The following is a 14,178-nucleotide window of genomic DNA, read 5'->3' as shown; positions in this document are numbered from 1 at the left end:
TTGCGGAAGGCGAAGGCGGAGTCGTGGCGAGTCTCCGGAGCCCGGAGACCCGGCACTCGAATCTCTTCCTGATCAGCTGGACATACATGGCAACCCCTATCGACCAGACCGACGATCTGGAGCGCGCGCTCAGCGCCCTGGCCCGCCCCGAATGGCGGGATCTCCAGGCCGAGGACCTCCTCGCGATGTATCGCACGATGTACACGTCGAGGACGATCGACGACCGCGAAATCGCGATGAAGCGGCAGAACCGCATCTTCTTCCAGATCTCCGGCGCCGGGCACGAAGCGCTCCTCGTCGCGGCGGGACGCGCCCTCAGAGCAGGCCACGACTGGTTCTTCACCTACTACCGCGACCGCGCGCTCTGTCTCGAACTCGGCATGACTCCGTACGAGATGTTCCTCGGCGCGGTCGGCGCGGAGGAGGATCCATCGACCGGCGGACGGCAGATGCCGGCGCACTTCGGTTCTCCTGACCTGCACCTCGTCACGCCTTCGAGCCCGACGGGCACGCAGTTCAACCAGGCAGTGGGGTGCGCGGAGGGCATCGCCCGCGCCCGGGCCGCCGGCCTCGACGGACTCGATGCGGTCGCCCCCAACGTGGAAGCGGATGAGATCGTGCTCGTGTGCACGGGGGACGGCACGACCTCGGAAGGAGAGTTCTGGGAGGCGCTCAACACCGCCTCCAACCTGCAGCTTCCCATCCTCTTCCTCGTGGAGGACAACGGCTACGCGATCTCCGTGCCCGTCGAGGTCAACACGGCGGGGGGCAGCATCTCGAGTCTCGTGCGGAACTACCCGAACCTCCACATCGAGGAGGTCGACGGGACGGACCCGCTCGAGAGCTACGTCGTCATGCGGCGCGCCGCGCGATACGTGCGGTCCGGCCACGGTCCGGCGCTCGTTCACGCACATGTCACCCGGCCCTACAGCCACTCGATGTCCGACGATGAGCGGCTCTACAAGTCCGAAAGCGAACGGGAAGTCGAATCCGAGCGCGACCCGCTCGCCACCTTCGCCGACTACCTCGTTCGGGAAGGCGTGATCGAGGCCGGCGCACTCGAATCGCTCAAGGCGGAGATCAGGGCCGAAGTCGCCGACGCGGCGGACCGCGCCATGGCCCGCCCGCAACCGGACCCGGCAACCGTCTACACGCACGTGTACTCGCCCGACGTCGACCCCGCGTCGAACGCCTTCGAGACGGAGGCACGGCCCGACCCCGAGGGGAATCCGAAGACGATGGTCGACCTGCTCAACGCCTGCCTCCGCGACGAGATGCGGCGCGATCCGCAGATCGTGGTGTTCGGGCAGGACGTGGCGGACGCGAGCCGCGAGGAGATCCTCGATGAGGTCAAGGGCAAGGGCGGCGTCTTCAAGGTGACGTACGGCCTGCAGCGCGAGTTCGGGTCGCTGCGGGTGTACAACGCGCCCCTCGCCGAGGCGAACATCGTCGGACGCGCCGTGGGTCTCGCCGTGCGCGGGCTGAAGCCGGTCGCCGAGGTCCAGTTCTTCGACTACATCTGGCCAGCCTACCACCAGTTCCGGAACGAGGTCGCGACCTTCCGCTGGCGCTCCGCGGGACGCTGGAAGTGCCCGCTCGTCATTCGGACCACCTACGGGGGCTACATCTCGGGCGGCGCGATGTACCATTCGCAGACGGGCGCCTCGCTCTTCACGCACACGCCCGGCATGCACGTGATCTGCCCCTCGAACGCGGTGGACGCGAACGGGCTCCTGCGGACCGCGATCCGGTGCGACGATCCGGTGCTCTTCCTCGAGCACAAGCACCTGTACCGGCAGACGTACAACAAGGGCGTCTATCCGGGTCCCGAGTACATGATCCCCTTCGGCAAGGCCGCCCTCGTCACGGAGGGCGACGATCTCACGATCGTCACCTACGGCGCAATGGTGGAGCGCACGCGCAAGGCGCTCGCGAAGCTGGACCGCGCCGGAGAGCCGGTGGGCGCGGACCTCATCGACCTGCGGTCGCTGAACCCGGTCGACATGGACGCCATCCGCCGCTCCGTGATGAAGACGAACCGTGTGCTCGTGGCCTACGAGGACGCCAAGTCCTGGGGCTACGGGGCCGAGATCTCGGCCCGTCTGGCCGACGAACTGTTCGAGTGGCTCGACGCGCCGATCCGCCGGGTCACCTCGACGGACACCTTCATCGGCTACGCGCCCTCGCTCGAGAACGCGTCTCTGCCGCAGGTCGACGACATCGCCGAAGCGATCGTGGAACTCGCCACCTGGTAGTCGGCGGGGGCCGGCGTCGCGTGGCGGCGGCCGGCGTCACTCGGCAGTAGACTCGCCTCCTGACCGCAACGCCTCGAGCGCTTCCAGGCTGCGGGGCCAGTCCTTTCCCAGCAGCCGGGAGAGGGCCCGGTCCGCGACCACCTTTCCGCCGGTCTGGCAGGCGGCGCAGTAGTTCGTCTCGTTGTCCGCGTACCGGATCCGCTGCACCGGCGCCGCGCAGTCCGGACACGGCTCTCCGTATTTTCCGTGCACCGCCATCCCGGCGTGGAATGCGGTCACCTTCTCCGGAAACTCCCCCGCCAACTCGTCCCGCAGCCGGCGCGTCCACCGCGCGAGCGTTTGGCGCACGGCGTCCTGGAGCCGGTCGATCTCCTCGTCGCCGAGCCGGCTCGTCCACTTGATCGGCGACAGCTTCGCGCGGTGCAGGATCTCGTCCGAATACGCGTTGCCGATGCCCGAGAAGAGCCGCGGATCCGTGAGCGCGCGCTTGAGCGTGTGGTTGCGGGCCGTGAGCGTCTCGCGGAAGGCGGCCGGGTCCGCGGTGAGGGGATCGATGCCGCCGGGGTCGTGCCGGGCGAGCGCCTCGGCGCCCTTCACGACGTGGAGCGACGCCCGTTTCTTCGTCCCTGCCTCCGTGAGCAGGAGGCTCCCCTCGGCGAAGTCGAAGGCGGCGAGACCGAGTCGCCGCGGAATCTTCACGCCGGGATCCCGCCACCGGAGCCGGCCCGCGATCATGAGGTGGAGGACGAGCCACAGCTCCGGTTCGTCCTCCCGGTCCTCCGGGAGCGCGAGTCCGATCGCGATTCGCTTCCCCAGCCGACGGAGGGCCACGACCCGGCGGCCGTGCGCCTCGGTCAGGGGCGGATCGACGCTCCGGAGCAGGAAGGGACTGCCGAGCCGCACCCGCTCCAGCGTGCGCCCGAGGACGCGCGTCTCCAGCCCTTCCAGGTACACCGTGATGTCGGGCAGTTCGGGCACTGCGATTAGCCGCCGCCTTCCGAGCCGGATGCATGGCCGCGGGCGTGGGCGGACTCGTTCGGTTTCTCGAGGGTGTTGCGAAGATCCTGGACGTAGTCCGGGTGCTCGCGGCTGAACTCCGGCCAGTCCTCGGCCGCCGCGATGATGATGCCGCCGATGGCGCCCATCCCACCGTCCGGCGCCGGGTGACGCAGCGGGTTCGAGTACTGGACGGAGATGCGGTAGACGTGGTCTCTCCGGATCCGCACGCCCCCCCGCCACCAGAGCCGGCTCGTGGGCACGCCGACGGTGCGGCCTTCGCCGTCCACCTCGGGCCCCGTCTCCCAGATCACCCTGCCCGCCGTGACATCCTCGAGCCGAATCCAGTCCCCGTAGTCGTGCAGGTGCCCACCGACGGCGAGGATCCGCCCGTCCACGGCGGGGCTGCCCTCCCAGCTCCTGCCGTGAGTCCCGGGCGGAAGCGGAAACTCCTTCTCGCCGACCGGGCCCATCACGTCGAGATAGAACGGATACACGTCCACGGGCTCGACGAGGCCCGGATCATCGAACGGCGTATACGGAAGCCGGATGTGCAGGAAGGCTTCCTCGTGCGACGCGTCGGGGAGCGGGGCGAACATCGCGCTCACGAGGACCCGGCCGCCCGGCGCGAGGGGAACGCCCAGCACGCCCGGCAGCAACTCGTTCTTCGTCTCGCGGCCCGCGGCGAGAATGCGGCGCGGGACGGCGGAGAAGAGTTCGCGGCTGTCGGGGTCGATGACGTTGACGTGATGGAGAAGGCGGTCGGGGAGCGGGTTGCCCGCGCGGTCCCTCATCCGCCACGAGAAGCCGTGCATCCAGCCGGCGACGGGCAGCTCCGCGAGTTGCACCGGGGGCCGGAGGTGCGGACCGCCGGCCGGCAGCGACACGGGGCCGACGACGATCTCGAACTCGCGCTCGCCCGCGGGCACCCGCACGTCGATGAGCGGGCTCGCGGCAGGCAGGCGCGGCGGGCCCGGGTCGCCGGCGGGCATCGAGGCTCCGTGGGCGTGTTCCTGCGCGGCGGGGGTGTCCGGCGTCTGAACATGCGGCGCGGGCTCGCGCGACGAGAGCGGGTGCGGCAACAGCAGGAGGCCGAGGCTCATGATGCGCGGCGCCGACAGGCCGCGCGGACACCGGTTCCGCATCGCGGCGGATCGCCTCGGCGGTCGGCTCACGCCGGGTTCAGTCGGGCGGGGGAACGTCGAAGTAGGTGTAGTTCTTCGCGGTGAAGGCTTCATACTGCTCCGGCACCTCGTCGTCCGGATAGATGGCCTCCACGGGGCATTCGGGCACGCAGGCGCCGCAGTCGATGCACTCCTCGGGATGGATGTAGTACTGATCCTCTCCCTCGTAGATGCAGTCGACGGGGCACACATCCACGCAGGAGGCATCCTTCTCGCTCATGCATGGTTCGGTGATGATATAGGTCATGCGCGGGAAGATACCCGAGGCCCGAGGGCTGAGCAATTCCGCCATCCCCCCTGTACGGGTGGGGCGCAGCGGGTTGGTCCGTCGTGCAACAGCCGGTATCTTGGAGGGTTCCGGGCGGACGGCACGCGGACGCAGCGGCGCGGTGCGCAGGACACGGAAACGCAGTCCGGGTCACACAGCGAGAAGGCGGCAGTCTTGAAGCCACTCGAGGTCATACAGGGAGGTAGCACGGCCGATGCCTGGCCTTCGCGGAAGCCGCGATGGCTGAAGGTGCGGGCGCCCGGAGGGCCCAACTACATGCGCCTCAAGGAACTGATGCGGGGGCTCGAGCTCAGCTCGGTCTGCGAGGAGGCCCAGTGCCCCAACATCGGCGAGTGCTGGGAGGCGGGCACGGCGACGTTCCTCATCATGGGCGACGTGTGCACGCGCAACTGCCCCTACTGCGCGATCGCGCACGGCCGGCCGGAGGAACTCGACGAAGACGAGCCGCGGCGCGTCGCGGAGGCCATCGAGCGGTTGCAACTCAACCACTGCGTCATCACGTCCGTCGACCGCGACGACCTGCCCGATGGCGGCGCCTGGATCTTCGCCGAGATGATCCGCGAGATCCGGTCGCGCCGTCCCGAGTGTTCGATCGAGGTTCTGACACCGGACTTCCGGGGGAATCCCGAGGCGATCCGCACCGTGATCGCCGCGAGCCCTGAGATCTTCAACCACAACATGGAGACCGTGCGCCGGCTGCACCGGGTCGCCCGGCCGGGCGGCCGCTACGAGCGCTCCCTGAACGTCCTCAACACGGGCCGGCAGCTTGACGACCAGGTCCTCGTCAAGACGGGGATCATGCTCGGGCTCGGAGAGACGTCCGCCGACATCGACGAGTTCATGGGAGACGCGCTCGAAGCCGGCGTACAGATCCTCACGCTGGGGCAGTACCTGAGGCCATCGCCGGACCATCTTCCGATCGACCGCTACGTGTCCCCGGAGGAGTTCATGAACTGGAAGGAGATCGGGGAATCGCGAGGGTTCCTGCACGTCGAGAGCGGGCCGCTGGTTCGGTCCAGCTATCACGCGCGCGAGCAGGTCGTCGAACTGCGCCGGAGGGTCGCGGCGCTGGCGGCCGGATGAGCGCGGCGAACCCCGGCCGGTCCACGGCCACCGTATCCGACGCTCCGGCGGCGGGAGCCCCCGGCGGGGGATCGGGCGAAGACCCCGACGCGTTCCTCGGACTCTCGAAGGAGGAGTGCGTGGCACTCCTGCGGGAGATGATCATCGAGCGCCGGTTCGAGGAGAAAGCGGCGGAGGTCTACCAGGTCGGCAAGATCGGCGGTTTCTGCCATCTCTACATTGGGCAGGAGGCCGTCTCGGCGGGGTCGATTTCGCCGCTGCGGGACGACGACTACGTGATCACCGCGTATCGCGACCACACGCAGGCGATCGCGCGCGGCATGACGCCGAACGCCGTCATGGCCGAACTCTACGGACGCGTGGACGGCTGCTCGAAGGGCTTCGGCGGCTCGATGCACATGTTCGACAAGTCGCTCAACTTCATGGGCGGACACGGCATCGTCGGGAGCCACCTGCCGCTTGCGATCGGGGTCGGCTACGCGATCCGCTACCGGGGCGGAGACCAGGTCTGCCTCTGCTTCTTCGGCGACTCCGTGGTCAACATCGGCGCCTTCCACGAGTCGTTGAACATGGCCGCGCGCTGGAAGCTGCCAGTCATCTTCCTTCTCGAGAACAACCGCTACGGGATGGGGACCGACTACCGGCGGGTGGCGGCCGTGAAGGAACTCAAGGACCGGGGCCGGGCCTACGAGGGCCTCACCTCGCTGGACGTGGACGGCATGGATGTGCTCGCCGTCCGCCAGGCCATGGAGGAGGCGATCGAGCGGGGGCGGAACGAGAAGACGCCCAGCTTCATCGAGGCGCGCTGCTTCCGCTACATGGGCCACTCGATGGCGGACCCGATGCACGGGACGTACCGGACGCGCGAGGAAGTCGAGAAGTGGCGGTCGGATGACCCGATCCTCTCCTTCACCCGGAAGCTCATGGACGCGGGGCGGCTGACGGAGGAGGAGTACCAGGCGATCGACCGCGAGGCGAAGGAGATCGCCGAGGAGTCCGCGGCGTTTGCGGACCGGAGCCCCTTCCCCGATTCGGAAGCGCTCTATCGCTACGTGTATTCGGACGGGTACCCGGACGACATGCGGCGACGCGACGCGTGGCGGAAGGAGCTGCGCTGATGGCCGTCCTCACGTATCGGGAAGCGCTGAACGACGCCCTCCGCGAAGAGATGGAGCGCGACGACTCGACCTTCATCATCGGCGAAGAGGTGGGCGAGTACGACGGCGCCTACAAGGTCACGAAGGGCCTGCTCGACCAGTTCGGGGAGTGGCGCGTGCGGGACGCTCCGATCGCCGAGTTGGGGTTCGCGGGGCTCGGCGTGGGCGCGGCGATGGCGGGGCTGCGGCCGATCGTCGAGTTCATGACGTGGAACTTCGCCCTGCTCGCGATCGACGAGGTCGTGAACGCGGCGGCGAAGATGTTCCAGATGTCGGGCGGACAGTACAACGTCCCCATCGTCTTCCGGGGACCGGGCGGTGCGGCGCTCCAGCTCGCGGCGCAGCACTCGCAGTCGCCGGAGCCCTGGTACAGCTACGTGCCCGGGCTGAAGGTGATCGCGCCCGCCACGGCGAAGGACGCGAAGGGACTCCTCAAGAGCGCGATCCGCGACAACGACCCCGTGGTCTTCATCGAGAGCGAGATCATGTACAACCTCGTCCGGGATGAAGTGCCGGAGGAGGAGTACCTGACGCCGATCGGCAAGGCCGAGGTGAAGCGGGAGGGGTCGGACGTGACCGTCGTGTGCCACTCGAAGATGGTACACCAGGCGCTCGCGGCGGCCCGCACGCTGGAGAAGGAAGAGATCGACGTCGAGGTGCTGGACCTGCGCACGGTGCGTCCGCTGGACGTGGACGCGGTCGTGGCGTCGGTGAAGAAGACGAACCGGGCCGTGGTCGCGGAGGAGGGGTGGCCGATGTGCAACATCGGAGCCCAGGTCGTGGACGACATCCAGCGCGAGGCGTTCGACTCGCTGGACGCCCCGGTGGCGCGCGTGAACGGGCTGGACGTGCCCATGCCCTACGCGAAGAACCTGGAGAAGCTCGTAACCCCCAACGCGGACCACGTGGCGGCGGCGGTGCGCCACGTGTGCTACGCGGACTAGCAGACCGGACGCCGACCGATATGCCAACGAGAGTCGTGATGGCGCAGCTGAGCCCGACGATGGAGGAGGGCAAGCTCATCGAGTGGAAGGTCGCCGAGGGCGATGCCGTGGCGCAGGGCGATGTCGTCGCGGAGATCGAGACCGACAAGGCGAACATGGATGTCGAGGCGCTCGGCGGCGGCGTGCTGCGCAAGATCGTCGTGCAGGAGGGCGCCACGGTGCCGGTGGGCGCGCTCATCGGCGTGATCGCGGAGCCGGACGAGGCGATCGACGAACTGCTCGCCGAGGCGGCGGCGGTCGGCGACGGGGCGGCGGAAGGCCCCGCCGGCGAGCCCGCCGCGCCTGCCGTGGCGGCGGAAGCCGCGGTGGCGGAACCCGTGGCGCCGGAACCCGCGGCGCCCGAAGCCGCAGCGCCGGTCGAGGTCGCGGCGGGTGCGGCGCCCGGAGACCCGGCCGCGGCGGCCGGGGGGCGCATCAAGGCCTCGCCCGTCGCGCGGCGGATGGCCGCGGAGAGCGGGATCGCGCTGGCCGGCCTCGCCGGATCCGGGCCGGGCGGCCGGATCGTCAAGGCCGACATCGAGGCCGCGCTGGCCCGCGGCGCCCCAAGCGTCGCGCCGGTCCCGGGGCCCACGCCCACGGCCCCCGCGCCCACGCCGTCTCCGGCCGCCCCCGGCCAGCCCCCGCCCGCGCCGCTCCCTCCCGGGCTGGAAGACCGCGTCGAGGAGGCGAGCCAGATGCGGAAGGCGATCGCGCGCCGGCTCGGCCAGTCGATCGGGCCCGTCCCCCATTTCTTCCTCACGACCGAGGTCGACATGGGCCGCGCGCTCGAGCTGCGCGCGGACCTCAACGCGCGCTTCGCGGACGGCAAGATCGGGGTGACGGATCTGCTCCTGAAGGCGACGGCGGAGGCGCTGAATCGCCACCCGGCGGTCAACGCGTCGTGGGAGGAGAACGCGATCCGCTACCACGGCGCGGTCCACCTCGGCATCGCCGTGGCGCTCGACGAAGGCTTGATCACGCCGGTGCTGCGCGATGCGGGCCGGAAGGGGCTGCGGCAGATCTCGGCCGAGGCGCGGGACCTCATCGCCCGGGCGCGGGCGCGGAAGCTCGCGCCGGAGGAGTACCAGGGCGGGACGTTCTCCGTCAGCAACCTCGGCATGTTCGAGATCGACGAGTTCACGGCGATCATCAACCCACCGGAAGCCGGCATCCTCGCCATCGGCCAGACGGTCGAGAAGCCCGTCGCGGTGGACGGCCAGGTCGTCGTCCGCAAGCGCATGCGCGTGACCATGTCCTGCGACCACCGCGTCATCGACGGCGCCACGGGCGCGGCGTTCCTCGGCGCCTTCAAGGCGATGCTCGAGAACCCCCTCGAGATGATCCTCTAGCGCGGACCGTCGGACTTCCGGAGAACCGAAAACCAGAGAGTGAAGGGATAGATGTCGGAGACATACGACGTCGTCGTAGTCGGGGCCGGACCGGCCGGCTACGTATGTGCGATCCGGGCCGCGCAACTCGGCCTCCGGACCGCCTGCGTCGAGAGCGGGTCGTACGAGGGCGGCCTCGGCGGCACCTGCCTCAACTGGGGCTGCATCCCCGCCAAGGCGCTGCTCGAGAGCGCCGCGCTCGCGCACAACCTGCAGCACCACGGCGCCCGCATGGGCGTGAAGCCGGTCGAGGTGGAGTACGACTTCTCCGCGGCCGTGAAGCGGAGCCGCATCATCACCCGGAAACTCACGGCCGGCGTGAAATACCTCCTCGGGAAGAACAAGGTCGACATCGTGCAGGGCCGCGGCCGGCTGGCGGGGACGGGTCGCGTCGCGGTCGAAACGGAGGACGGCGACACGCGCGAGATCGCGACCCGGAACGTCGTGTTCGCAACGGGTTCCGTGATGAACACCTTCCCCGGCTTCGAACTCGACGGCGAGAAGGTGATCGGCAGCCGGGAAGCGCTCGGTCTCCAGGAACTCCCGGCGACGATGGCGATCGTCGGAGCCGGATTCGTGGGGGTCGAGTTCGCCGATGTCTTCAACGCCTTCGGCGTGGACGTCACGCTCATCGAGGCGCTCGACACGCTCGTGCCGCTCGAGGACCCGGAGATCGGAAACGCGCTCGAACGCTCGTTCAGGAAGCGGGGCATCCGCAATCTCACGAATACCCGCGTCAAGCACCTGGACCGCGACGCGAGCCCGATGGTCCTCACGGTCGTGAATCCGGACGGCAGCGAGACCGCCGAGGAGACGGATCTCGTGCTCATGGCCGTCGGTCGGCGGCCCGTGAGCGAGAACCTCGGCCTCGAGAAGAACGGGGTCGCCGTGGAGGACGGTTTCATCCGGATCGACGAGTGGTGCCGCACGAGCCAGCCCGGCGTCTACGCGATCGGGGACGTGGCCGGGCAGCCGATGCTGGCGCACGTCGGATCGCACGAAGGCATCGTCGCCGCCGAGCATATCGCGGGCGTGGCCCAGCACCCGATGGAGTACGGGAACATCCCCTCCGTCGGATACTGCCACCCCGAGGTCGCCTCGATCGGCATGTCCGCGGCGCAGGCCGAGGAGGCGGGCCACGAGGTCGTCACCGGCAAGTACCCGCTCGGCGCGCACGGGCGCGCGCTGACCGCCGAGTCCGCGGACGGCTTCGTGAAGATCGTGGCGGACGCCAAGTACGGCGAAGTGCTGGGCGTCCACATGATCGGACACAACGTGAGCGAGCTCGTGGCGGAGGTCGGCATGGCGCGCGAACTGGAAGCCACGCTGGACGAGCTCGTGCGTCACGCGCACGCACACCCCAGCATGGCCGAGGCCGTGATGGAGGCCGCGTTCGCCGCGCTCGGGCGCTCGATCCACATGTGAGCGGCGAGCGGCAACTCCGGGTGGTCGACCTCGGCCGCCGCGAGTACCGGGAGGTGCTCGAGCTTCAGCGCTCGATCGCGCGCTGGCGGCGGAACTCTCCGCCGGATCACGACCTCCTGCTCCTCGTCGAACACCTGCCGGTGATCACCTTCGGGCGGGGATCGAGGGACGACGTCACGCCCCCCGACCCGGCATGGCTCGCCGAGGCGGGGCTGGACCTGGTCGAGATCGAGCGCGGCGGCGACCTCACCTATCATGGCCCCGGCCAGCTCGTGGGCTACCCGATCCTGGACCTCCGGGCGCACCGGAAGGACCTCCACTGGTACCTGCGCCGCATCGAGGAGGTGCTGCTGCGCGTCCTCGCGGAGCGCGGCCTCCCCGCGTTCCGGGTCGAGTCGTACACCGGAGTGTGGACGGGTTCTCCACCCGCCGGGAGCCTCGACACGGGTGAGGACGACGGCTTCGGAACGGTCGTCGCCGGACGCGCGGACGCCCTCATCGGGGCCGGCGCGATTCGCAAGGTCGCTTCGATCGGCGTGCATGCGAGCCGCTGGATCACATCCCACGGCTTCGCGCTCAACGTGACGCCCGAGCCTCTCATGAACTTCCGCGGCATCGTGGCGTGCGGCATCCAGGGCGTCCGCATGACGAGCCTCGCCTCCGAGGGCGCCTCCCTCACCCTGGAAGAGGCCGGCGAAGCCGTCGTGCGCGCCTTCCCCGCCGCGTTCCCGAGCCTCGCGCTGTCACCGGTGCCGGCAGCCGGCCTGCGCATCTGACGTTCCCGCGGGAACGCGCCGGCGGCGAACGTTGCCGAAACGCGGCCTGGGGCCGACCTTGTGGCCCGTCTCCCACCCGATAAGGGTGACCCGATGTCCGTCGCTGAACCGCCGCACAAGGATGGCTTGCGAAGATGAGTATGATTCTGGGAATCCTGCTGCTCTGCACGGTCGTCGTCGCCCTGCTGCTCGGACAGCTCGCGCGGATGTCCCTCCGGGAACGCATCCTTCAGACCACCGCCATGCTGGCCGCGGCCTTCATCTTCTACGGTCTCGTCGTGCTCCTGGAGAACGCCACCCACTAGTCCGGCGTGACACGTCACTAGCCGGCCGGACGCTACGCGCGCGGACGGCTAACCGCCGTGAACGGTCGTGGCGGATACGCCCGCGGCGGCGGTTTCGTTCGGGCCGTGGACGATCTTCGAGCCCTGCCAGGCGGCGATGCCGATCATGAAGGTCGCGAACAGGCCCAGCAGGAGGACGAAGCGCCGCAGCCGGCGGTCGTCGCGCTCGTGCAGCGCGAAGGCGGCGAGCGCGCCGGCGGTGAAGGCGGGGACCGCCGCCCACGTGGCCCAGAAGCGGTGGGTCTGGACGATGCCGGGTCGCACGAAGGTGCGGTCCGCGACGACATCGGCGGCGGCGAGACCGGTCAGGTAGGCGGGCGCCACGAAGGCGCCGGCGATGACGAGGGCCACGAGCCCCCACAGCTCGAGCGGCTCGCGGTCGCGCGCCCACCCGTAGAGGCCGACGGCGCTCCCGCTCGCGGCGAGGACGATGGGGAAGGAGTGCATGATGATGTGCAGGTGTTCCCATCTCATAATCTTGACACGCCTTCCAGTCCGACTAGAATATCGCTTCCCAACTCCGGCCCCCTTCGTCTAGTGGCCCAGGATACCTGGTTCTCAGCCAGGAGACAGGGGTTCGATTCCCCTAGGGGGTATGAAACGCCGCGGCGGGTCCCGACCGGATCCCCGCGGCGTTTGTCATGGCTCGACGGGTTGGGCGGACCCGGGGTCGCGTCACGGAACGTCCGGCGCGTTCAGGCTCCAGTCGTAGTCGTGGTCGAGAGACCCGTCGAAATCCCGAAGCCGCTCCGCCAGATCCCCCTCGGCGTACTTCCGAAGGTGTTCGAGCACGCCCGCCTCGGAATCCCCGAAGTCCTCCTGATACCAGAAGTAGATGCTGGAGACGACAGCGGACGCCTGGTCGCGGAGCGTCACGCCTCTCGGGTGATTCACGTAGTCCCGCGCGGCCTGATCCAGGAGTCGCTCCAGGTTCTCCGCGGTGTAGGGCTCCGGGGCCAGATTCGGACAGCCGATGCTGGCGCAGTTCACGCCGTAGTGGATCCGGGCGTCCCGCCAGATGGGGCGCAGGATGTCGTGCTCGATGTTGTCCAGCGTGAGAGGGTGCCCGGCCACGCTCGCGTGGATGTCGCGCCACGGGCCCGTGCCGGGAATCAGGCCCTCGTGGATGTCCTTGATCGACGCGACGGGATACTCGTCCACGACGACCCGCAGGGTCACGGCGTTGTAGAGGTTGATCCAGTACGCCATCTGCACGTCCTTCGCGTACTGCCGCGGATCCAGTCCCTGCAGGTAGTCGATGTAGCCGGCCAGGCGCGCCCGGTCGGCGGTGTTCGCCCGCAGCTTCGCGTAGTCGACCAGGGTGACGCCGGACGGGTCGTCGGTGATCAGGTAGGCGTCGAGCAGCGCCTGCCACTCGCCGTGGTCGAGCCGCGCGGTATTGGCCGGGTCATGCTCGTCCCAGGCGACGTCGGTGGACGGCCCGGCGCACGAAATCCCGCCGAGCGCCAGGACACCGAGCAACGCCCACGGGGCGACCCGCGCCGAAATTCCTTTCATTCTCCTGCCTCCTGCGGCCGGGTGGAGCGGGCGGCGCGCCACTGCCGCCAGCGGAGCCGCGCGATCATCGAGAGGATGCCGGCGCTGGCGCCGACGACTCCCCGAACCGTGCCTCCCACCTTCGACCGGCCGAAACGGCGCCGCAAGGTGTCCACGGGCACTTCGACGACCCGCAGACCGTGCTGGATGGCCTTGACCTGCATCTCCACGGTCCAGCCGTACGTGCGGTCGCGCATGTCGATGCGGCGCAGCGCCTCGGCCCGCATGGCGCGGTAGGGACCGAGGTCGGTCACCGCCGCCCCCCACAGAAGACGTATGAGCAGCGCGGCCACCCGGTTCCCCGCGATCTGGGGCGCGGACAGGGCGCCCGGCTCCCTCCGGCCCAGCGCGCGCGACCCGATGGCCAGATCGGCCCCGGCGGCGACGGCTTCGAGCAGCCGGACTCCCTGCGCCGCCTCGAACGACCGGTCGCCATCCGTGAACAGCACGATGTCGACGGGGTGCAGGTGCGCGAGGGCGGTCAGGCAGGCCAGCCCGTAGCCCGGCGTGTCCTGCCGGACGGTCCGCGCCCCGGCCTCGCGCGCGCGGGTCGCGGTCGCGTCCGTCGACCCGTTGTCGCAGACCACAAAATCGTCGACCACGCGCTGGCCGGCATCATCGCGCAGCGCCAGCAGGTCGGCGACGACACCGCCGATATTCCGCTCCTCGTCCCTCGCCGGCACGACCGCGCCCACCGTCATTCCCGCGTACACGCCGCCCGGACCTCGCCTGCTCGCTACG

The 14,178-nt window shown here is 69.6% G+C and carries 14 protein-coding genes and 1 tRNA gene; 9 read left to right on the top strand and 6 right to left on the bottom strand.

Features of this window, described 5'->3' with window-relative positions:
* Positions 1-86: 86 nt before the first annotated feature.
* Complete coding sequence (locus tag RN743_RS03130) at positions 87-2,255, top strand: dehydrogenase E1 component subunit alpha/beta (RefSeq protein WP_310776172.1); 2,169 nt, start codon at positions 87-89, stop codon at positions 2,253-2,255.
* A gap of 36 nt (positions 2,256-2,291) precedes the next feature.
* On the opposite strand, the gene RN743_RS03125 is transcribed toward RN743_RS03130, so the two are convergent.
* The 3 genes from RN743_RS03125 to RN743_RS03115 are packed head-to-tail and all read right to left on the bottom strand — an operon-like array spanning position 2,292 to position 4,682.
* Positions 2,292-3,233 (bottom strand): DNA-formamidopyrimidine glycosylase family protein, encoded by a 942-nt coding sequence (locus tag RN743_RS03125; protein ID WP_310776170.1) that lies wholly within the window; start codon positions 3,231-3,233, stop codon positions 2,292-2,294.
* Positions 3,234-3,238: 5 nt separating this feature from the next.
* On the bottom strand, positions 3,239-4,396 hold the full coding sequence (locus RN743_RS03120; RefSeq protein WP_310776168.1) for a hypothetical protein: 1,158 nt from the start codon (positions 4,394-4,396) through the stop codon (positions 3,239-3,241).
* Positions 4,397-4,433: 37 nt separating this feature from the next.
* A complete protein-coding gene (locus RN743_RS03115) occupies positions 4,434-4,682 on the bottom strand; it encodes a ferredoxin family protein (RefSeq protein WP_310776166.1) in 249 nt (82 codons plus the stop codon).
* Between the two features lie 195 nt (positions 4,683-4,877).
* On the opposite strand from RN743_RS03115, the gene lipA reads away from it, so the two are divergent.
* From lipA to RN743_RS03080, 7 genes are all read left to right on the top strand, one after another.
* The gene (lipA, locus tag RN743_RS03110) at positions 4,878-5,807 is read left to right on the top strand and encodes a lipoyl synthase (protein WP_310776164.1); all 930 of its coding nucleotides are present in this window, start codon (positions 4,878-4,880) and stop codon (positions 5,805-5,807) included.
* Positions 5,804-6,925: a pyruvate dehydrogenase (acetyl-transferring) E1 component subunit alpha gene (pdhA, locus tag RN743_RS03105; protein ID WP_310776162.1), complete on the top strand. Its 1,122-nt coding sequence runs from the start codon at positions 5,804-5,806 to the stop codon at positions 6,923-6,925. Before lipA ends, pdhA begins: the two co-directional genes overlap by 4 nt.
* A complete protein-coding gene (locus tag RN743_RS03100) occupies positions 6,925-7,908 on the top strand; it encodes a pyruvate dehydrogenase complex E1 component subunit beta (protein WP_310776160.1) in 984 nt (327 codons plus the stop codon). The genes pdhA and RN743_RS03100 overlap by 1 nt, the downstream gene beginning before the upstream one ends.
* 38 nt (positions 7,909-7,946) lie before the next feature.
* Positions 7,947-9,296 carry a dihydrolipoamide acetyltransferase family protein gene (locus RN743_RS03095; RefSeq protein ID WP_310776158.1) on the top strand — a complete coding sequence of 450 codons (1,350 nt, stop codon included), beginning with the start codon at positions 7,947-7,949 and terminating at the stop codon, positions 9,294-9,296.
* Between the two features lie 51 nt (positions 9,297-9,347).
* Positions 9,348-10,760: a dihydrolipoyl dehydrogenase gene (gene lpdA, locus RN743_RS03090; protein ID WP_310776156.1), complete on the top strand. Its 1,413-nt coding sequence runs from the start codon at positions 9,348-9,350 to the stop codon at positions 10,758-10,760.
* A complete protein-coding gene (locus RN743_RS03085; RefSeq protein WP_310776154.1) occupies positions 10,757-11,536 on the top strand; it encodes a lipoyl(octanoyl) transferase in 780 nt (259 codons plus the stop codon). Before lpdA ends, RN743_RS03085 begins: the two co-directional genes overlap by 4 nt.
* A 140-nt stretch (positions 11,537-11,676) precedes the next feature.
* On the top strand, positions 11,677-11,841 hold the full coding sequence (locus RN743_RS03080) for a hypothetical protein (protein WP_310776152.1): 165 nt from the start codon (positions 11,677-11,679) through the stop codon (positions 11,839-11,841).
* Positions 11,842-11,889: 48 nt separating this feature from the next.
* Here the strand turns inward: RN743_RS03080 and RN743_RS03075 are convergent, their stop codons facing one another.
* Positions 11,890-12,354, bottom strand: a complete 465-nt coding sequence (locus tag RN743_RS03075) for a hypothetical protein (protein ID WP_310776150.1) — start codon at positions 12,352-12,354, stop codon at positions 11,890-11,892.
* 49 nt (positions 12,355-12,403) lie between these two features.
* Between RN743_RS03075 and RN743_RS03070 the strand changes: the two genes are divergently transcribed.
* Positions 12,404-12,476, top strand: a tRNA-Glu gene (locus RN743_RS03070).
* A gap of 79 nt (positions 12,477-12,555) precedes the next feature.
* Here RN743_RS03070 and RN743_RS03065 read toward each other — a convergent pair.
* Both RN743_RS03065 and RN743_RS03060 read right to left on the bottom strand, forming a co-directional pair.
* A complete protein-coding gene (locus RN743_RS03065) occupies positions 12,556-13,398 on the bottom strand; it encodes a DUF547 domain-containing protein (RefSeq protein ID WP_310776148.1) in 843 nt (280 codons plus the stop codon).
* On the bottom strand, positions 13,395-14,150 hold the full coding sequence (locus RN743_RS03060; protein WP_310776146.1) for a glycosyltransferase family 2 protein: 756 nt from the start codon (positions 14,148-14,150) through the stop codon (positions 13,395-13,397). The genes RN743_RS03065 and RN743_RS03060 overlap by 4 nt, the downstream gene beginning before the upstream one ends.
* Between the last annotated feature and the right edge of the window lie 28 nt (positions 14,151-14,178).

The sequence above is a fragment of the Candidatus Palauibacter scopulicola genome, from assembly GCF_947581915.1.
Lineage (GTDB): Bacteria > Gemmatimonadota > Gemmatimonadetes > Palauibacterales > Palauibacteraceae > Palauibacter > Palauibacter scopulicola.
This window is presented reverse-complemented; position numbering and strand designations above follow the sequence as displayed.

Bases quoted from the DNA above. Each gene is read 5' to 3' on its own strand.
- RN743_RS03130 (WP_310776172.1), top strand. From the start codon at position 87: ATGGCAACCCCTATCGACCAGACCGACGATCTGGAGCGCGCGCTCAGC.
- RN743_RS03120 (WP_310776168.1), bottom strand. From the start codon at position 4,396: ATGCGGAACCGGTGTCCGCGCGGCCTGTCGGCGCCGCGCATCATGAGC.
- RN743_RS03115 (WP_310776166.1), bottom strand. From the start codon at position 4,682: ATGACCTATATCATCACCGAACCATGCATGAGCGAGAAGGATGCCTCC.
- pdhA (WP_310776162.1), top strand. From the start codon at position 5,804: ATGAGCGCGGCGAACCCCGGCCGGTCCACGGCCACCGTATCCGACGCT.
- RN743_RS03100 (WP_310776160.1), top strand. From the start codon at position 6,925: ATGGCCGTCCTCACGTATCGGGAAGCGCTGAACGACGCCCTCCGCGAA.
- RN743_RS03095 (WP_310776158.1), top strand. From the start codon at position 7,947: ATGGCGCAGCTGAGCCCGACGATGGAGGAGGGCAAGCTCATCGAGTGG.
- lpdA (WP_310776156.1), top strand. From the start codon at position 9,348: ATGTCGGAGACATACGACGTCGTCGTAGTCGGGGCCGGACCGGCCGGC.
- RN743_RS03080 (WP_310776152.1), top strand. From the start codon at position 11,677: ATGATTCTGGGAATCCTGCTGCTCTGCACGGTCGTCGTCGCCCTGCTG.
- RN743_RS03075 (WP_310776150.1), bottom strand. From the start codon at position 12,354: ATGAGATGGGAACACCTGCACATCATCATGCACTCCTTCCCCATCGTC.
- RN743_RS03065 (WP_310776148.1), bottom strand. From the start codon at position 13,398: ATGAAAGGAATTTCGGCGCGGGTCGCCCCGTGGGCGTTGCTCGGTGTC.